Genomic DNA, 17559 nt, shown 5'->3' with positions numbered 1-17559 from the left:
TGCACCATTGCTGCTGGACCGGGGTAGGGTTGGGTCCCAACCAACTGCCGTGGTCCTGCCCACGCCCGGTGACGCATTGAATTGACCGAAATGGCGGTGCGCCAAACGAAAACGGGGCGCCGGATCTGCCGACGCCCCGTTTGGGGTCAATTCGTTTCGTGGCGAATCAAATCGCCTTGGCCAAACCCGCCGCCAGGCCGATGTACCCACCCGGGGTCAATTCGCGCAGGTTCTGCTTGGCGTCTTCCGGCAGGTCCAGCGATTCCACGAATGCCTTCATCGACTCAGCGGTGATGCCCTGGCCACGGGTCAGGGCCTTGAGCTGCTCGTAGGGGTTGGGCAGGCCATGACGGCGCATCACCGTCTGCACGGCTTCGGCCAGTACTTCCCACGCCGCATCCAGGTCGGCGTTGAGGCGTTCCGGGTTCACGGTCAGCTTGCCCAGGCCCTTGGCCAGCGAGTCCAGGGCGACCTGGCTGTGGCCGAAGGCGGTGCCCACCGCGCGCAGCACGGTGGAGTCGGTGAGGTCGCGCTGCCAGCGGCTGATCGGCAGCTTGGCGCTGAAGTGCTCGAACAGGGCGTTGGCGATGCCGAAGTTGCCTTCGGCGTTTTCAAAGTCGATCGGGTTGACCTTGTGCGGCATGGTCGAGGAGCCCACTTCGCCTTCCTTGAGCTTCTGCTTGAAGTAACCCAGCGAGATGTAGCCCCAGATGTCGCGGGCCAGGTCGATCAGGATGATGTTGGCGCGGCGGGCGGCGTCGCCGATCTCGGCGATGTTGTCGTGCGGCTCGATCTGGGTGGTGTAGGGGTTGAACACCAGGCCCAGGCTTTCGACGAAGCGCTTGGCGAAGGCCGGCCAGTCCACGTCGGGGTAGGCGATGGCGTGGGCGTTGTAGTTGCCCACCGCGCCGTTGATCTTGCCGGTCAGCTCGACCGCGGCGATCTGGCGGCGCTGGCGCTCCAGGCGGGCGACCACGTTGGCCACTTCCTTGCCCAAGGTGGTGGGCGAGGCGGTCTGGCCGTGGGTGCGCGACAGCATCGGCTGTTCGGCCTGGGCATGGGCCAGGGCGCGCAGGCGGGCGGCGATGTCGTCCAGCGACGGCAGCAGCACGGTGCGGCGGGCTTCTTCCAGCATCAGGCCGTAGCTGAGGTTGTTGATGTCTTCGCTGGTGCAGGCGAAATGCACGAATTCCAGGGCCGGGGCCAGCTCGGCGTCGTCCTTGAGCTGTTCCTTGATGAAGTACTCCACGGCCTTGACGTCGTGGTTGGTGGTGCGCTCGATTTCCTTCACCCGCGCGGCGTGGGCCGGGGCGAAATCGTCGGCCAGGGCGCGCAGGCGCGCGGCGGCGGCGGCCGGGAACGGTGCCAGCTCGGCGATGCCCGGTTCGTTGGCCAGGGCCAGCAGCCACTCCACTTCGACCTCCACGCGGGCCTTGATCAGGCCGTATTCGGAGAAGATCGGGCGCAGGGCGTCGACCTTGCCGGCATAGCGGCCATCAAGCGGGGACAGGGCGAGCAGGGCGAATTCGGACATGGCGGGCGCAGGCAATGACGGCGGGGGCCGTCATTCTACGCTGCCCCGGGGTCCTCGTCGGCCTCTTCGGGGGCCAGGCGTACGGTGACGGCCTGGATCCGGTGGCCGGCCATGCGCTTGACGGTGAACAGCTGGCCGTCGATGCGCACTTCCTCGCCTTCCTCGGGCAGGCGCTGGAGCTGGTGCACGATCAGCCCGCCGACCGAATTGAGGTGTTCGGGGGCGGCGAGGTCGCGGCCCAGCAGGCGTTCCAGCCGGAAGATGGAGGTGGAGCCGGCCACCAGCAGGCTGCCGTCGGCACCCCGGGTGGGCGCGTCCTTGACCACGTGCGGGTGCTCGTCCTCGATATCGCCGACCACCACTTCCAGCAGGTCTTCCAGGGTGAAGTAGCCCAGGATGCGGCCGTGTTCCTCCACGCACAGGGCCATGTGCGTGGTACCGGTGCGGAAGCGCTCAAGCACGGCGGTGACCGGGGTTTCCAGCGCGATCAGGTTGGCCGGGCGCAGCAGGGCGCGCAGGTCGTCGGTGGGCTGGCTGCGGGCGATCTCCACCAGCAGGTCCTTCATGTGCAGGATGCCCAGCACTTCCTCGCCATCGCGGTCGAACCAGGGGTAGCGGCTGTAGCGGCTTTCGGCGAACTCGGCCATCACCTCGGCCAGGCCCATGCCCTGGCGGAACACGCGCATGTGTTCGCGCGGCCGCATCAGGTCGCCGGCCACCAGTTCGGGCAGCTCCAGCGCGTGGCTCATCAGGGTCAGGTCCTGGTCCGGTGCGCCGGCGCCGGGCTGCTGGCGCGCGACGATCAGCTTGAGTTCTTCGCGGGAGTAGCGGTGCGAGGTGTGCTCGACATCGCCCCAGCCGGCCAGCCGCAGCAGCGCGTTGGCGCTGTGGTTGAGCAGCCAGATCGCCGGGAACATGGCCCAGTAGAACAGGTACAGCGGCGCGGCGGTCCACAGCGACATGGCCTCCGGGCGGCGGATCGCCATGGATTTCGGCGCCAGTTCGCCCAGCACGATGTGCAGGAACGAGATCAGGCTGAAGGCGATGATGAAGGCGGTCAGGCGTGCGCCTTCCGGGCCCATGCCGAGCGCATCGAACAGCGGCTGCAGCAGGTGCGCGAACGCGGGCTCACCGACCCAGCCCAGGCCCAGCGAGGACAGGGTGATGCCCAGCTGGCAGGCCGAGAGGTACGCATCCAGGTGCGAATGCACGTTGAGCAGCAGGCGACCGCGCCAGCCGTGCCGGGCGGCCAGGCCGACGGCCTGGGTGTGGCGCAGTTTGACGAGGGCGAACTCGGCGGCCACGAAGAAGCCGTTGAGCACCACCAGGAACAGGGCCAGCAACAGGAGCAGCAGGTTGCCGACGATCATCGCCGGCCCCGGCGCAACGCGCTGCAGTTGACGGCGGTACAACGGGCCGCGGACGCGGCGTGCGGGGTACTACAGTGGGGGTCGTCGCCCATGGAGAGTGGTGATGCCTGAATGAACACGAATTCCGAGTCTAGCCGATGCGGGCTGCGGTTGGGATTCATTCCCGCTTGGGAGTATCGTGATTGCAGCCGCCAGCCAGGGAATGAAGGCCCGTTGCCAGCCGCCGTTCCCTTTCCCAACTGAAAGAATCGCGGAGTGATGCAATGAGCAAGGGTTTCAGGACCGAGCACGACAGCATGGGCGAACTGCAGGTGCCTGCAGATGCGCTGTGGGGCGCGCAGACGCAGCGCGCGGTAGACAATTTCCCGGTCTCGGGCCAACGCATGCCGCGCGGTTTCATCCGCGCGCTGGGCCTGGTGAAGGGCGCCGCAGCGGCGGTCAACGCCGAGCTGGGCCACCTGCCGAAGAACATCGGCAAGGCCATTGAAAGCGCGGCCGACGAAGTGGCCGAGGGCCGCCACGATGCGCACTTCCCGATCGACATCTACCAGACCGGTTCGGGCACCTCGTCGAACATGAATGCCAACGAGGTGATCGCCACGCTGGCCAACCGCGCGGGCAAGGCGGGCAAGACCACGGTGCACCCGAACGACCACGTCAACCAGGGCCAGAGCTCGAACGACGTGATCCCGACGGCGTTGCGGGTATCGGCGCTGCTGGGCGTGCAGGAGCAGCTGCTGCCGGCGCTGGTGCACCTGCGCAAGACCATCGACAAGCGTGGCCGCGCGCTGCGCAAGGTGGTCAAGACCGGCCGCACGCACCTGATGGATGCGATGCCGCTGACCTTCGAGCAGGAATTCGGCGCCTGGTCGGCGCAGCTGTCATCGGCGCAGGAGCGCCTGGAAGACAGCCTAAAGCGGCTGCGCCGGTTGCCGCTGGGCGGCACGGCGATCGGCACGGGCATCAATGCGGACCCGCGCTTCGGCGAGCGCGTGGCCAAGCGCCTGAAGCAGCAGACCGGGGTGCGCTTTGACAGCGCGGAAAACAAATTCGAGGGGCTGGCGGCGCAGGACGATGCGGTGGAACTGTCGGGCCAGCTCAATGCGCTGGCGGTGGCGCTGATCAAGATCGCCAACGACCTGCGCTGGATGAATGCCGGTCCGCTGGCGGGCCTGGGCGAGATCGAGCTGCCGGCGCTGCAGCCGGGCAGTTCGATCATGCCGGGCAAGGTCAATCCGGTGATTCCGGAGGCGACGGTGATGGTGTGCGCGCAGGTGATCGGGCACCACACGGCGATCACGGTGGCGGGGCAGACGGGCAACTTCCAGTTGAACGTGACGCTGCCGCTGATCGCGGCGAACCTGCTGGATGGCATCGGCCTGCTCTCCAACATCTCGCGGCTGCTGGCCGACACGGCCATCGCCGGGCTGAAGGTGCGCGAAGACCGCGTACGCGAGGCGCTGGCCCGCAACCCGATCCTGGTGACGGCGCTGAACCCGATCATCGGGTACGAAAAGGCCGCGGCGATCGCCAAGCGTGCGTACAAGGAACAGCGGCCGGTGCTGGATGTGGCCAAGGAAGACAGCGGGTTGTCTGAAGCCGAGTTGCGCCGGTTGCTGGATCCTGCGGCGCTTACTGCTGGCGGCATTCATGCCGGTGGTGGTGGTGGTGGCGGCTGAAAGCCAAGAGCTAAGAGCTAAGAGCAGCGTTTCCATCTCTGCGAGTGGGGCGGCCGTCGGGCAGCCCCCTACGGGACACGCCGTAAATACATCCATGTAGGCTTGGCAAAAACATCCATGTTTTTGACAGTCCCTTCGGGGGCTGCCCGCCGGCCGCCCCCGATAGATGGTCGTGTGCGGATGCAAAAAGTAGCCATGCAGGGCGTCGATGACCGGTTTTTGCGATGGATTCAACGATGTCGCGTAGGGTCGGTTCCCAAACGACCGCACGGAATGTCACCACGTTCGATGACGCATGAAAACAATCGGCGTTGCCGTTGCCGTTGATCTCGATTTCCGTTGCCCACCAGCCAACTGTCTGAGGGTCGGCGGGTGCGGGGGTACGGGGGCTTTGCGAAACATGGATGTTTCGCAAGAGCCCCCATGGAAGGGTTCACGGCGCCCCCGTACCCCCGCACCCGCCGGCCCTGCTCGCGAATGTAAGCAGACCAGGGCTCTGGCGTTTGACTTAAGCAGTTACCGCCGATCCGCCATCAAATTATCGAACGTCTCGGTGTAATCCTTGAACTGCGGAACACGCGTGACCAGGTCCGGCGGGATCGGCTGCATGCCCGGCGGCACCTGGATCTTCACAGCGCGCTTGTCCGGGTCGTACGGGGCATCGGTGAGCGTGTTCTGGCGCAGCACCTGGAGCTGGCCGAACATCTGCTGCAGCAGCGCGTGCTGGCTGTCGTCCAGCGGAATTTCGATCTCGTCGATCTTCATGTGGCCGTTGGGCAGCACGATGATGTTCGGCGCCGGCGCGCGGCGCACGGTGACCATGCCGTCGCTGACGGTGATCTTCGGCTTGCTGCGCTCGGCGCGGTGGTTGCGGTATTCCTGGTCGCAGCCGGTGGCGGCAAGGCAGAACAGGGCCAACAGCAGGAGGTACAGCTTCTTCATGGCCGGCAGTGCACAAAAAAGGGGAGGGCTAGTGTAGCCCTCCCCCCGTGCAGCGGGCCTGCCTGCGACCGGATGTCGCAGGTGGCGATGGCTCAGCTGTGGCAGTCGTCGATGTCGCTCTGGTCCATGCTGGCGTACGGTTTGAATTCGGGCAGCGCCGCTGCCAGGGCCTGCTGCTTGGCCATCATCGTCGGCAGCAGCTCGCACAGCTGCTTGGCGCTGGCTTCGATCTTGGCCGCTTCCGCATTCACACGCTCCTCGATGCCCTGCGTGTCGCCGGAGAACACCCCGCGCAGGGCTTCGCCGGCCGCCTTCACGCCCAGGCTGGCACCGGCCACGCCGATGTCCATGCCTGCGCCGGCCAGCTTTTCCACCTGCTTGCGGTAGTCCAGCAGCAGCGCCCGCTGCTGGGCATCGATGGTGACCGCCTTGCCGTTGATCAGCAGGTCGCCCTGCGGGGTGATCTCGGCCTTGTCGTTCTGGTCGTTGGAAATCTTGATGTTGCCCTGGGCGATTTCCACCCGCGCCTTGTCCGTGGCGTCCTTGACCTTCCTGCCGATCGAATCGGCATCCACCACCGGCTTGCCGGTGGCCGGGTCGGTCTTGTTCGAATCGGTGTTGTTGCAGGCCGCCAACGGCAGGCACAGCAGCAGGGTGGGCAGCAGCAGTCGCAGGTTCATGGGAGTCTCCGGTTACTTGCCGCGCGGCAGCTGCACCTTGCCGCGAACGCTGTTGTGCGTGATGTCGCCGCTGCCGCTGTTGGCCACCGTCAGGTCGCCGCCGACATCGCGGACCGTCACATCGCCCGAGCCATGGCGCTCGACCTTGACGCTGCCGCCAACGCCGCGGGCTTCGAAATCGCCCGAGCCGATGTTGCCCAGGGTGGCGTTGCCCTTGACCCCGCGCAGGTCCACGTCACCCGAACCGACCGTCTTGATGTCGACGTTGCCGCCGACGCCATCCAGGGTCAGGTCGCCCGAGCCGATCGTGCCCACCGTGACATTGCCGCGCAGGTTGCGGGCGTTGAAATCGCCCGAACCCACCGACAGCAGGTTGAGCGCACCGGCGCCGTCGAGCTCGACATCGCCCGAACCGATCGCCGCCGTCACCAGGCCCTTGATGTCGCGCAGCTTGATGTCGCCCGAGCCGACGTCGGCACTGAGCGAATGCGCGCCGGTCACGCTGGCATCGCCCGAACCGACCTTCATCTGCACCAGCACGTTGTCCGGGAGGGTGCCGCGCAGGTCCAGGTAGGCGTAGCTGTTGCCGCTCATGTTCCAGCTCAGGCCCTGGTTCTCGCGCTGCAGCTTCACCACCAGTTTGTCGCCGACCTTCTGCTGGGTGACGGTCAGCTGCGGCAGCCAGTCCGCATTGGAGGCGCAGGCGCGGCCACCCAGCTGGGCAGCACCCGGGCCGCCCTGCAGCACCAGGTCATGCTGGTTGACCTCGAACACGATCGCCTTGGCCCCGGCCACGTCGAGCTTCAGATCACGCGGGGCGTTGAACTTGCACTGCGGCTCATCGGCCAGTGCGGTCAGCGGCAGCAACAGCAGGGAAGCAACGGCTAGCTTGCGGATCATGGGTGGATTCCTCGACGGCAGCAGGGTCAGATTTCGCCGGCGCGGCGGCGCAGGCGGATGGCGATGAAGATGAACACGGCACCGGCAGCCGCGCCGATCCACAGTTCGGGCAGGGCCAGCGCGGCCAGCTGGCTGGCGGGCGACAACGCCGTGGCGACGTTGTCGCTGTCGCGCATCACCGATTGCAGCTGGTCGGTACGGTAGAACAGGTCGCTGCCCGGCAGCGTGCCCAGCAGCAGGCGGCCGACGATGTGCTGCCAGAACCAGCCGCTGGTCATGTTGAACAGCTCCATCACCCGCGTGGTGCTGACGATGATCCCGGCAAACAGCGGCAGCATCACCGCCCACAGGAACGGCTTGGACTTGGCCCAGGCCGACCACATCAGCAGCCAGCCCACGGTCGGCAGTGCCCACAGCAGGTACACCGGCAGCCAGGACAGGTGGCTGGCGACGAAGGCCAGCGGGCTGGCCGGGCCCCAGATCAGGGTCAGCGGGTTGCCGCCATGGGTCATCACGATGACCGACAGGATCGCCATGAAGCCGAACATGGTCAGCACCGAGGCGATCACCGCGATGACCGGGGCCACCAGCAGCGCGCTCAGCGCCTTGGACAGCACGGTCTGGGTGTCCGACAGCGGCAGCGACTTCCAGAACAGGATGCTGCGGTCGCGGCGGTCGTCGTACAGCGCGCCCAGGCAGTAGAAGAACACCACGAAGGCCAGTACCACGAACGGCCACAGCGAGCTCAGCACCAGGGTCGCATCCAGCGCATTGCCCAGGTCGGCCATGCCCTTGGCATCCATGTTGGCGGTGAGCAGCTTCAGGTCCAGCCCGTTGATGCTGATGTTGGTGTTGTCGATGTGCAGGTCGCCGCCCTGTGCGGCCCGGCGCAGGCCCCACAGGCCGAGCAGGATGCCGATCAGGCTCATCACCAGCGAAATGCCGCCGGCGATAAGCGGCGCCCACAGGAAACCGCCGCGGTTTTCCCAGTACTCGCGCTTGAGCAGCCACTTGAAGGTGCTGGCCTTGCTGATGGGGTGGAAGTGGACGGTGTTCATGCGTAGGTTCCCTTCATGATGGCCACGAACAGATCCGCCAGCCCCGGGCTGCGGATTTCGCCAAGCGGCGTGAGCTGGGCGCGCGGCACCCCGTCGAACAGCAGCACGGTCTTGCCGAACGGCAGGCTGCGCTCGTCGATCGGCCTCAGCGCACGCGCCGCTTCCAGCGTTTCGGCCGACACCAGCACTTCGGTGTAGCGCTCGCCGACGTCTTCCATGTCGGTGGTGAGCACGATGCGGCCGTCGCGGATGAACATCACGTCGGTGAGGATGTGTTCGATCTCTTCCACCTGGTGGGTGGTCACGATGATCGTCTTCTGCTCGTCGAAATAGTCTTCCAGCAGACGCTGGTAGAACTCCTTGCGGTACAGGATGTCCAGGCCCAGGGTGGGCTCGTCCAGCACCAGCACCTTGGCGTCGATGGCCATCACCAGGGCCAGGTGCAGCTGCACGATCATGCCCTTGGACAGTTCACGCACGCGCTGGCGCGGCTGCAGCTTGGTGGAGGCCAGGAAGCGTTCGCAGCGGGCACGGTCGAAGCGCGGGTGGACCCCGGCCACGAAATCGATCGCCTCGCGCACCTTCATCCAGCGCGGCAGCACCGCCACGTCGGCGATGAAGCACACATCATTCATCAGCGCGTTGCGCTGCACGGTCGGGTCCAGGCCCAGCACGCTCAGCTCGCCCTCGACCTGGGTAAGGCCCAGCAGCGCTTTGAGCAGGGTGGTCTTGCCCGCGCCGTTGGGGCCGATCAGGCCGGTGATACGGCCCGGGGCGATGGTGAAGCTGGTGTTGTCCAGCGCGAGCGTGGACTTGTAGGCCTTGCGCAGGCCACGAGCGGAAATGACGACATCACTAGCAACGGCATTCATGAGGATTTCCCCTGGGGCAGCAATTCGTCGAGGTGCAGGCCCAGGCGCTGGATGCGCTCCAGGACCAGCGGCCATTCTTCATTGAGGAACCGGTCGCGCTCGCTGCTGCGCAGCTGCGTGGCCGCTTCTTCGGTCATGAACATGCCCAGGCCGCGGCGCTTTTCGACCAGGCCTTCATCGGCCAGTTCCTGGTAGGCGCGCGAAACGGTGATGGGATTGAGCTGGTACTCGGCGGCCACCTGTCGAACCGAAGGCAGCGCGTCGCCGGGCTTGATGATGCTGTCCAGCATCATGGCAATCACGCGTTCTTTCAGCTGACGGTAGATCGGAGCACCATCGCTCCATTGGATATCGCTCATGGTCAGCTCCGTGGGTTCAGCGACTGTGCGAATGAGAAGTAAGGCATGGACAGGGAGCTGTGCAGCCGGCGGGGAGGCGTGGGGGCGCCGTCGGCGTTCCCTGCCTGGATGACGCCTGCGTCCTGCGGGCTTTCAAACGCACCGGTGGCGGTCTCGCCGCCACGGTCACCGGCGGGGATGCTGAACCAGCCCAGCAACAGCAGCGCGGACGCGGCTGTAAGGGCTTTGGCGGAGTGGTGGCGCATGCGGTTCATGGGCTTCCCCTGCATCAGGTGACTGGTGTTGTATGCAACTATAACACCGGCACAGCCAAGTGCAATACCCGACATGACCCAACTGATGGCAGGGGCATGACAGGAACTGAATGCGCGAGTCAACGCGTTGATATTAAAGGGATTAATAGTATTGCAGTGCGGCGTATCCGGTCCGTAAGTATTCAGCGCCGTGACGGCCGCGTGCGTCATGCGCCATAAAATCACCTTACGGTAGGTACCGACCGTTGGTCGGTACGCGTTCGACGCCTGCCAAAAACCCCCGGTGATATAGTCCGCCTGCCCCTGTTGAACAGGGATTCCAGCACCTTCCCCGGAGTTTCCGATGCCCCAGTCCCAGCTTGTCCCGTCCCCGTTCAACGCTACCCGGGCACGCGCCCGCCGCTGGGGCAGTGGGCTGCTGCTGGTCGGGTTGCTGGGCGTCGGTACCGCCCACGCCGCAGATCTGCTCGACCTCAACTACCGCCCGCTGGCCGGCAAGACCGAGGTCAACCTGGAAAAGCAGTACGGCGGCAAGGTGCTGCTGGTGGTCAATACCGCCAGCAAGTGTGGTTTCACCCCGCAGTACGAGGCGCTGGAAGGGCTGCAGACGAAGTACGCCGCGCGCGGCTTCTCGGTGCTGGGCTTCCCGTCCAATGACTTCAAGGGCCAGGAGCCGGGCAGCGAGGCCCAGATCCAGGAATTCTGCACGCTTACTTATGGCGTGAAGTTCCCGATGTTCCAGAAGGTGCAGGTCACCGGCGCGGAAGCCACGCCGCTGTACCAGCGCCTGGCCGCCGCCACCGGTGTGGCACCGGGCTGGAATTTCCATAAATACCTGCTGTCGCGCGATGGCCGGGTGGTCGCGCAGTTTCCCAGCAAGATCAAGCCCGATGATCCGGCGCTGGTGGCGGCAATCGAACGTGAGCTGTCCGTCGCGCCCGCCAAGCGCTGACGTCCTCGACATCTCGCACGTGCGTGCGACAATGATCGCTTTCGCGCCGACGTCGGCGTCCAGTCACTTCCAGGAAAGCAGCAAATGAAGATGGGAATGCGCGGCGCCGCGGCGTCGGTTCTGATTCTGGCGATGGGTGCCACCGGTACCGTGATGTCGCAACAACCGGCCGCAGGCGCGGCCGCCAAGGAGACTTCTGCTTTGACCTCCCAGCGTGAAAAAGTCGGCTACGCCATTGGTATGGACGTGGCCAAGTCCTTCGAGCCCATCGCCGACCAGATCGACATCGTCGCCCTGCGTCGCGCAGTGACCAATGCCTTCGAAGGCAAGCAGCCGCTGATCACCCAGGAACAGGCGCAGAAGACCGACCAGGCGCTGCGCATGGCGATGGCCGTCAAGGCCGGCCAGCCGATTCCGGGCATGGCTCCGGGCACCGCGCCGCCGAAGGTGGACCGTGAACAGGTCGGCCTGATGCTGGGCAGCTACGCCGTGGGCCCGTCGCTGGCACCGCTGAAGGACGCGGTGGACCTGGACGCGCTGTTCGACGCCGTGCAGACCGCGTTCGCCAAGGGCACCCCGAAGATGACCGCCGAGCAGGCCCAGGCCACGATGGAAGGCTTCATGGCCGCCCAGCAGGCTGAAATGCAGGCCAAGGCCGCTGCCCAGGGTGAGACCAACCGCCGCGCCGGCAATGACTTCCTGGCCAAGAACAAGACCCAGCCGGGCGTGGTCACCACCGCGTCGGGCCTGCAGTACCAGGTCATCCGCCCGGGCACCGGCGAACGCCCGTTCGCAAACAGCAAGGTCAGGGTGAACTACGAAGGCAAGCTGCTCGACGGCACCGTCTTCGACAGCAGCTACCAGCGCGGCCAGCCGATCGAATTCGGCCTGGACCAGGTGGTCAAGGGCTGGTCGGAAGGCGTTCAGCTGATGCCGGTCGGTGCCAAGTACCGCTTCTGGATCCCGGGCGAGCTGGCCTACGGCGAGCAGGGCACCCCAGGTGGCCCGATCGGTCCGAACGCGACGCTGAGCTTCGACGTCGAACTGCTGGGCATTGCTCCGTAAAACGGAACTGGAGTCATCACGGACATGCGCGTCTCAATCTTCGGTACCGGCTACGTCGGTCTGGTCACGGGTACCTGCCTGGCCGATGTCGGCCACCAGGTGGTCTGCGTCGATATCGACCAGGCCAAGGTGGATGGCCTCAATAACGGCGTCATCCCGATCTATGAGCCGGGCCTGGAGCCGATGGTCAAGGCCAACCATGCCGCCTCGCGGCTGGCCTTCACCACCGACGCCGAGTCTGCGATCGCGCATGGCCAGGTGATCTTCATTGCCGTGGGCACCCCACCGGACGAGGACGGCAGTGCCGACCTGCAGTACGTGCTGGCCGTGGCCCGCACCATCGGCCGGCACATGCGTGTGCCGACCGTGGTGGTGAACAAGTCGACCGTGCCGGTAGGCACGGCCGACAAAGTCCGTGCCGCCATCGCCGAGGCGCTGGCCGAGCGCGGCGAGGAGATCGCCTTCGACGTGGTCTCCAACCCCGAATTCCTGAAGGAAGGCGACGCGGTGGCCGACTGCATGCGGCCGGACCGCATCGTGATCGGTGCGGCCAACGCCGAGTCGGTGGCGCTGATGCGTCGCCTGTACGCGCCGTTCAACCGCAACCACGACCGCGTGGTGGAAATGGACGTGCGCTCGGCAGAGCTGACCAAGTACGCCGCCAACGCCATGCTGGCGACCAAGATCTCGTTCATGAACGAGATCGCCAACATCGCCGAAAAGGTCGGTGCCGATGTCGAACAGGTCCGCCAGGGCATCGGCTCGGACCCGCGCATCGGCTGGCACTTCATCTACCCGGGCGCCGGTTACGGCGGCTCGTGTTTCCCCAAGGACGTGCAGGCGCTGGCCCGCACCGCGCAGCAGTACGGGCATGAGCCCAAGCTGCTCAATGCGGTGGAAGCGGTCAACGATGCGCAGAAGGGGCACCTGTTCCAGCTGATCCAGCGCCACTACGACCGTGGCGAGGATGAGGGCGTGCGCGGCCGCACCTTCGCGGTGTGGGGCCTGGCCTTCAAGCCGAATACCGATGACATGCGCGAAGCCTCCAGCCGCCGCCTGCTGGCGCAGCTGTGGGAGGGCGGTGCCACCGTCCGCGCGTACGACCCGGAAGCCACCGACGAGGCCCGCCGCATTTTCGGCGAGCGCGACGACCTGGTGTTCTGCGACAGCGCCAATGCGGCGCTGGACGGCGCCGATGCGCTGGTGGTGGTCACCGAATGGAAGCAGTTCCGCAGCCCGGATTTCGCCCACCTGCGTGAAACGCTGAAAGATGCCGTCGTGTTCGACGGCCGCAACCTGTACGACCCGCAGGAGATCGAAGCTGCGGGCCTGGCCTACTACGGCATTGGCCGGGGACGTTCGCTGCATGCATGATCCAAACCCCACCGCGCGTGAGCAGGCGCTGGAAGCGCGCCTGGTCGAACTTGAAATGCGTGTGTCCTTCCAGGAACAGGCATTGGCCGAGCTGAGCGAAGCCCTGGCCGATGCCCGCATCGAGGGCAGCCGCAACGCGGACCTGACCCGCCTGCTGCTGGAGGACCTGGGCAAGGTCCGCAACGCGCTGTATTCCGATTCGGGCGAAGAACCGCCGCCCCCGCACTACTGATCGACCCAACGTCATGAGCGATACCCTCCGCGACCAGCTGCTGGGCCTTGGCTTCAAAGCCGCGCCCAAGCCCGAACGCAAGCCCGATGCCCGCCGCGATGGCCGGCCCTCCAACGCGCCGCAGGGTGCCCGACCGCAGGCCAAGGCCGGCGAGGGCGCACGTGGGCCGCGCGATGGCCAGCGCCCGCCGCGCGAGGGCGATGCCCGCCGTGGCCCCCAGGGCAAGGGACGCCCCGCTGGCGGTCAGCGCCCCGGCGGCAGCGCACGCCCCGGCCAGGGCCAGACACCCGGCCAGGGCAAGCCGCGTTCGCGCGAGGACATCGACCTGGCCAAGGCCTACGCGATCCGCGCGCAGAAGGAAAAAGACGACCGCATCGAAGCCGAGCGCCTGAAGCAGGAAGAGGCGCGCGTGCGCCGCGAGGCCAAGGTCAAGCTCGACGAGCTGCTCAAGGACAAGGCGCTTAACGATGAAGCGGCCGACATCGCGCGGCACTTCCCGTACGGCGGCAAGATCAAGCGCATCTACGTCACCGCCGACCAGCTGCGCCAGCTCAACGCCGGCGAACTGGGCGTGCTGCAGAGCACCGGCCGTTACCTGCTGGTGACGGCGGCGGTGCTGGACGAGGCTGAAGCGATCTTCGCCCCGGCCGTGGCGCTGCGCGTGGACCCCAACGCACCGGCCGAAGACGACCCGTACGCCGATCCGGCCTACCAGGTGCCTGACGACCTGGTCTGGTAAAGCGGGTATCGACCAACGGTCGATACCTACCGGGCAAAGAACCAACGCGCCGGGCAATGAACCAACGCGCCGGGCAATGAACCAACGTGCCGGGGAATGAACCAACGCGGTAGCGCACGACCGTTGGTCGTGCGGGCAAGGGAGCGTGCATGCAGGAAGGCCAATTGCGACAAACCTACGTCCCGCACATCGACGGCCTGCGTGCGGTCGCCGTGTTGTCGGTCATCCTGTACCACCTCAAGGCGAGCTGGCTGCCCGGTGGCTTCACCGGCGTGGATGTGTTTTTCGTGATCTCCGGCTTCGTGGTCAGCGCCTCGGTCGATCGCCTGCCGGCGCTCGGCGGCTGGCAGGGCCTGCTGCGTTTCTACGCGCGCCGCATCCGCCGGATCGTGCCGGCGCTGGTGGTGTGCCTGCTGGTCACCGCGCTGTTCAGTGCGCTGTTCATTCCCGAATCCTGGCTCAGCGAAACCAGCGACAAGACCGGCCGCCGCGCGTTCTTCGGGCTCAGCAACTGGGTGCTGGCCGCCACCGGCAACGACTACTTCTCGCCGCGCACCGAATTCAATCCATACACCCACACCTGGTCGCTGGGCGTGGAGGAGCAGTTCTACCTGCTGTTCCCGCTGCTGTTCCTGGCATGGTCGCGGGGCGGGCGCGGGCGCGCGTTGTCGCTGGGGCTGTTCGCGGCAGCCACCGTCGCTTCGCTGGCCTACGCGCTGCGGCTGGCCGGGCAGGGCGGGCAGGAGATCCAGGCGTTCTACCTCACCACCACGCGCTTCTGGCAGCTCGGTGCCGGCGTGCTGCTGTACCAGGCGATGACGCTGGCCGGTCGCTTCGATACGGCCCCGCTGGCGCGCGGGGTGTCGTGGCGCTCGCCGGTGCTGCTGCTGGCGGTGGCGGCGTTGGGCTACGGGTTGTGGGCGGCGCGACCGGGCCACTCGCCGTGGCCGGACGGGCTGTGGCCGGTGCTGTCCACGCTGGCGCTGCTGGGGCTGCTGCAGCGACATCCGCAGGGCTGGACCGGGCGCGCGCTGGCCAGCCCGCCGATGGTGTGGGTCGGCAAGCTCTCCTACTCGCTGTACCTGTGGCATTGGCCGGTGTTCGTGCTGTTCCGCTGGACGGTGGGGCTGGAAACCGTGCTGGCCGGGGCGTGCGCGGTGGCGCTGGTGTTCGCGCTGGCGTGGCTGTCCTGGCGCTGGGTGGAGCAGCCGCTGCGGCATGGCGCGCGCGGCCCGCGGACCAACGGGCGCTGGGTACTGCTGGGGTTGGCCGTACTGGTGCTGGGCGCCGGCCTGCAGTCGGTGCTGGTCAAGCAGCAACGGCACATTTCGTTCAGTACGGTCAGCCGGCATCCGCTCGACTGGTACCCGTATGCGAAGGGGCTGAAGAAGGAAGTGCCCGATTGCCGCGTGGTCGAGTCCAGCATTCCGGTCGCCGGGGGACAGGCGCGGCTGCTGCAGCGGGGCGAGTGCAAGGGCGGCAGCGGTGCGGCGGGCGTGCTGTTCGTGGCCGGTGATTCGCACGCGCTGGTCTACAACGAGCTGCTGCGCCGCAAGGTGGTGCAGGACGGCGGGCAGGTGCGCCTGTATGGCAGCGGCGGCTGCGCGCTGGTCGGCATGCAGGCCTGGCGGGGGCCGAACCCGGGCTGCGAGGTCTACACCCGCAACGTGCTGGAGGATATCCAGGCCACCGCGCGTGCCGGTGATGTGCTGTTCCTGCCCGGGCTGCGCATTCCGCGCCTGGCCGAGCAGTACCAGCTGTTCGATGCGGCCCAGGTCACCGCCGATCTGGCCAGCCGGGCGGCGGTGGAAGGGCGGGCGGCCGAGGTGATCGCCTCGATCGAACAGCTGCGCCCGTTGGCCGAACGCGGCGTGCGGATCGTGCTGGAAGCGCCCAAGCCGGTGCTGCCCGCACCGCCGTACCGCTGCTCGGACGCGTTCAACCGCCACAACCCGATCTGCGTCAACGGCATGCAGATTCCGCGCGCGCAGGTGGAAGCGATGCGCGCGCCGGTGCTGGACAGCCTGCGCCAGGTCGCCGCCGCGCTGCCGGGTGCAAGCGTGTGGGATCCGTTGCCGATCTTGTGCCCGGGCGAAGTATGCCAACCCGATGCAGACGGCAGGCCGCTGTATTTCGACGCCGACCACCTGAGCGGCTATGGAAACAGGGTGCTGCTGCCTGCGTTCCGCCAACATCTGCAGGCGCGGTAATTGGATGGACTCGCCCCTCGCCGAGGCGTCTGGGCGCCACGGTGGCACGCTATGGCCAACGACAGCGAGGGACGAGCCCATGAACAAGCTTACGCCGACTTATGTGCGCTTGGCGGTGGATCTTGCCAAGCAGGTTTTCCAGGTGGCTGGTGAGGACGCCAGCGGCCGGGTTGTGTACGAGGAACGAGTGAAATCCCGTGCCGCGTTTACCAAACTGCTGGAGGGCCTGGATCCAAAGGTCGAGGTGCTGCTGGAGACCGGTCCGGGCGCCCAGGCATGGGCCCGGCTGATTCAGGGTGTCGGGGCCAAGGTGCGGATTCTGCCGGCGCAGCGGGTGGCCGAGCACCGCAGCGGCGCCAAGAATGATCGCAATGATTGCCTGGCCATTCTGCGTGCCGGTCGTGACGAGATGCTCCATGACGTTCCTGTCAAATCGATCGAGGCGCTCGGAATGCAGGCCCAGCACCGGATCCGCACCGGTTACATACGGCGGCAGACGTTCATCAGCAATCAGCTGCGTGGCCTGCTGATGGAACATGGCATTGCTGTGTCCAAGTCCAACGCAGCGCTGTCGCTTTGGGTGGGCCGCATCCAGACCGACACCAGCTATCCGATCCCGCCGATGCTGCGCGAACTGATTGCAGATCTGTGGGCTGAGTGGGGGCATCTGGCGCAGCGCCGCGAGCGGATCGACAAGCAGCTGGAACAGACTGCCAAAAGCGATGAACTGGCGCGCCGGTTGATGACCATCCGCGGGTTTGGTCCGATCATGGTCACGGCCCTGATCGCCAAGCAGAGCCAGCCGGAGCGATTTCCCAATGCCCGTCAGTTTGCGGCCTACTTTGGGCTGGTGCCGGACCAGCACAGCAGCGGCAGCAGGGTGCGTCTGGGTCGAATGACCCGGCGGGGTGACGCCTACATCCGAAGTTTGGCAGTAACCGGGGCCCAGTCGGTCCTACACCACGTCAAGGCCGATGCGACCGAGACCGATGACAAACGATTGCAACGCTGGTGCCGTCAGCACGGCAAAAAGGGCGCGGCCATCCGCCTGGCCAACCGAAATCTGCGCATCGCATGGGTAGTGATGACCACCCAGAGCGAGTATCGCCGCCAATAAAAAGGACGAGCAGAACAGACCAAAAACCGTTTCCGCCACCGGGTGCCCAGCACCCACCCCGCTGCTTTGAAAACATGGGAGACAGGTCAGACCGTCGCGACATGATGCCTACGACCCTACCGGCCCTCGAGGCCTCCTGGTAATCGGCAGATCGCGAGCTCAACCAATTTTGGCCGGCAGGCGTACGCGCCCGCCATCAAAGGCCTGATACATAGATGCAGC

The 17559-nt window shown here is 66.5% G+C and carries 17 protein-coding genes; 8 read left to right on the top strand and 9 right to left on the bottom strand.

What is annotated here, in order from left to right; translation table 11 throughout:
- Window positions 1–166 precede the first annotated feature (166 nt).
- On the bottom strand, window positions 167–1534 hold the full coding sequence (purB, locus tag NMB40_RS10795; RefSeq protein WP_494358382.1) for an adenylosuccinate lyase: 1368 nt from the start codon (window positions 1532–1534) through the stop codon (window positions 167–169).
- Between the two features lie 35 nt (window positions 1535–1569).
- Complete coding sequence (locus NMB40_RS10790) at window positions 1570–2904, bottom strand: hemolysin family protein (RefSeq protein WP_282248342.1); 1335 nt, start codon at window positions 2902–2904, stop codon at window positions 1570–1572.
- Window positions 2905–3167: 263 nt separating this feature from the next.
- Between NMB40_RS10790 and NMB40_RS10785 the strand changes: the two genes are divergently transcribed.
- On the top strand, window positions 3168–4583 hold the full coding sequence (locus tag NMB40_RS10785; protein WP_494358381.1) for a class II fumarate hydratase: 1416 nt from the start codon (window positions 3168–3170) through the stop codon (window positions 4581–4583).
- Between the two features lie 516 nt (window positions 4584–5099).
- Here the strand turns inward: NMB40_RS10785 and NMB40_RS10780 are convergent.
- From NMB40_RS10780 to NMB40_RS10750, 7 genes are all read right to left on the bottom strand, one after another.
- Window positions 5100–5525 (bottom strand): hypothetical protein, encoded by a 426-nt coding sequence (locus NMB40_RS10780; RefSeq protein ID WP_282248044.1) that lies wholly within the window; start codon window positions 5523–5525, stop codon window positions 5100–5102.
- A 92-nt stretch (window positions 5526–5617) separates the two neighbouring features.
- Entirely contained in the window at window positions 5618–6205 is a 588-nt protein-coding gene (locus tag NMB40_RS10775) for a DUF2884 family protein (RefSeq protein WP_494358380.1), read from the bottom strand.
- Between the two features lie 12 nt (window positions 6206–6217).
- Window positions 6218–7105, bottom strand: coding sequence for a GIN domain-containing protein (locus NMB40_RS10770; protein WP_494358379.1), 888 nt, complete (start codon window positions 7103–7105; stop codon window positions 6218–6220).
- 26 nt (window positions 7106–7131) lie between these two features.
- Window positions 7132–8163 carry a hypothetical protein gene (locus tag NMB40_RS10765; protein ID WP_494358378.1) on the bottom strand — a complete coding sequence of 344 codons (1032 nt, stop codon included), beginning with the start codon at window positions 8161–8163 and terminating at the stop codon, window positions 7132–7134.
- Window positions 8160–9035 carry an ABC transporter ATP-binding protein gene (locus NMB40_RS10760; protein ID WP_494358377.1) on the bottom strand — a complete coding sequence of 292 codons (876 nt, stop codon included), beginning with the start codon at window positions 9033–9035 and terminating at the stop codon, window positions 8160–8162. The genes NMB40_RS10765 and NMB40_RS10760 overlap by 4 nt, the downstream gene beginning before the upstream one ends.
- The gene (locus NMB40_RS10755; RefSeq protein ID WP_070209529.1) at window positions 9032–9394 is read right to left on the bottom strand and encodes a GntR family transcriptional regulator; all 363 of its coding nucleotides are present in this window, start codon (window positions 9392–9394) and stop codon (window positions 9032–9034) included. Before NMB40_RS10755 ends, NMB40_RS10760 begins: the two co-directional genes overlap by 4 nt.
- A 2-nt stretch (window positions 9395–9396) precedes the next feature.
- Window positions 9397–9858: a hypothetical protein gene (locus NMB40_RS10750; RefSeq protein ID WP_494358376.1), complete on the bottom strand. Its 462-nt coding sequence runs from the start codon at window positions 9856–9858 to the stop codon at window positions 9397–9399.
- A gap of 133 nt (window positions 9859–9991) precedes the next feature.
- On the opposite strand from NMB40_RS10750, the gene NMB40_RS10745 reads away from it, so the two are divergent.
- The 7 genes from NMB40_RS10745 to NMB40_RS10715 all read left to right on the top strand — a co-directional run bounded on the left by NMB40_RS10745 (window position 9992) and on the right by NMB40_RS10715 (window position 17337).
- On the top strand, window positions 9992–10600 hold the full coding sequence (locus NMB40_RS10745) for a glutathione peroxidase (RefSeq protein ID WP_494358375.1): 609 nt from the start codon (window positions 9992–9994) through the stop codon (window positions 10598–10600).
- A gap of 84 nt (window positions 10601–10684) precedes the next feature.
- Window positions 10685–11665: an FKBP-type peptidyl-prolyl cis-trans isomerase gene (locus NMB40_RS10740; protein WP_494358374.1), complete on the top strand. Its 981-nt coding sequence runs from the start codon at window positions 10685–10687 to the stop codon at window positions 11663–11665.
- A 24-nt stretch (window positions 11666–11689) separates the two neighbouring features.
- Complete coding sequence (locus tag NMB40_RS10735; protein ID WP_282248037.1) at window positions 11690–13039, top strand: UDP-glucose dehydrogenase family protein; 1350 nt, start codon at window positions 11690–11692, stop codon at window positions 13037–13039.
- On the top strand, window positions 13032–13271 hold the full coding sequence (locus NMB40_RS10730) for a SlyX family protein (RefSeq protein ID WP_494358373.1): 240 nt from the start codon (window positions 13032–13034) through the stop codon (window positions 13269–13271). The genes NMB40_RS10735 and NMB40_RS10730 overlap by 8 nt, the downstream gene beginning before the upstream one ends.
- Window positions 13272–13284: 13 nt before the next feature.
- Entirely contained in the window at window positions 13285–14010 is a 726-nt protein-coding gene (locus NMB40_RS10725) for a DUF2058 domain-containing protein (protein ID WP_494358372.1), read from the top strand.
- Between the two features lie 149 nt (window positions 14011–14159).
- The gene (locus NMB40_RS10720; protein ID WP_494358371.1) at window positions 14160–16220 is read left to right on the top strand and encodes an acyltransferase family protein; all 2061 of its coding nucleotides are present in this window, start codon (window positions 14160–14162) and stop codon (window positions 16218–16220) included.
- A gap of 79 nt (window positions 16221–16299) precedes the next feature.
- Window positions 16300–17337 carry an IS110 family RNA-guided transposase gene (locus tag NMB40_RS10715; RefSeq protein ID WP_494358370.1) on the top strand — a complete coding sequence of 346 codons (1038 nt, stop codon included), beginning with the start codon at window positions 16300–16302 and terminating at the stop codon, window positions 17335–17337.
- Window positions 17338–17559: the final 222 nt, after the last annotated feature.

Source organism: Stenotrophomonas sp. FBCC-B152 (assembly GCF_059134105.1).
Note: the sequence above shows the minus strand (reverse complement) of the source record. Positions and strands in the feature narration are given on the sequence as shown.

What these genes read in the sequence shown, in the direction of transcription:
- NMB40_RS10745 (WP_494358375.1), top strand. Translation starts at nt 9,992, where the DNA reads ATGCCCCAGTCCCAGCTTGTCCCGTCCCCGTTCAACGCTACCCGGGCA.
- NMB40_RS10780 (WP_282248044.1), bottom strand. Translation starts at nt 5,525, where the DNA reads ATGAAGAAGCTGTACCTCCTGCTGTTGGCCCTGTTCTGCCTTGCCGCC.
- NMB40_RS10730 (WP_494358373.1), top strand. Translation starts at nt 13,032, where the DNA reads ATGCATGATCCAAACCCCACCGCGCGTGAGCAGGCGCTGGAAGCGCGC.
- NMB40_RS10765 (WP_494358378.1), bottom strand. Translation starts at nt 8,163, where the DNA reads ATGAACACCGTCCACTTCCACCCCATCAGCAAGGCCAGCACCTTCAAG.
- NMB40_RS10750 (WP_494358376.1), bottom strand. Translation starts at nt 9,858, where the DNA reads ATGACGCACGCGGCCGTCACGGCGCTGAATACTTACGGACCGGATACG.
- NMB40_RS10790 (WP_282248342.1), bottom strand. Translation starts at nt 2,904, where the DNA reads ATGATCGTCGGCAACCTGCTGCTCCTGTTGCTGGCCCTGTTCCTGGTG.
- NMB40_RS10715 (WP_494358370.1), top strand. Translation starts at nt 16,300, where the DNA reads ATGAACAAGCTTACGCCGACTTATGTGCGCTTGGCGGTGGATCTTGCC.
- NMB40_RS10770 (WP_494358379.1), bottom strand. Translation starts at nt 7,105, where the DNA reads ATGATCCGCAAGCTAGCCGTTGCTTCCCTGCTGTTGCTGCCGCTGACC.
- NMB40_RS10720 (WP_494358371.1), top strand. Translation starts at nt 14,160, where the DNA reads ATGCAGGAAGGCCAATTGCGACAAACCTACGTCCCGCACATCGACGGC.
- NMB40_RS10760 (WP_494358377.1), bottom strand. Translation starts at nt 9,035, where the DNA reads ATGAATGCCGTTGCTAGTGATGTCGTCATTTCCGCTCGTGGCCTGCGC.
- NMB40_RS10725 (WP_494358372.1), top strand. Translation starts at nt 13,285, where the DNA reads ATGAGCGATACCCTCCGCGACCAGCTGCTGGGCCTTGGCTTCAAAGCC.
- purB (WP_494358382.1), bottom strand. Translation starts at nt 1,534, where the DNA reads ATGTCCGAATTCGCCCTGCTCGCCCTGTCCCCGCTTGATGGCCGCTAT.
- NMB40_RS10755 (WP_070209529.1), bottom strand. Translation starts at nt 9,394, where the DNA reads ATGAGCGATATCCAATGGAGCGATGGTGCTCCGATCTACCGTCAGCTG.
- NMB40_RS10775 (WP_494358380.1), bottom strand. Translation starts at nt 6,205, where the DNA reads ATGAACCTGCGACTGCTGCTGCCCACCCTGCTGCTGTGCCTGCCGTTG.
- NMB40_RS10735 (WP_282248037.1), top strand. Translation starts at nt 11,690, where the DNA reads ATGCGCGTCTCAATCTTCGGTACCGGCTACGTCGGTCTGGTCACGGGT.
- NMB40_RS10785 (WP_494358381.1), top strand. Translation starts at nt 3,168, where the DNA reads ATGAGCAAGGGTTTCAGGACCGAGCACGACAGCATGGGCGAACTGCAG.
- NMB40_RS10740 (WP_494358374.1), top strand. Translation starts at nt 10,685, where the DNA reads ATGAAGATGGGAATGCGCGGCGCCGCGGCGTCGGTTCTGATTCTGGCG.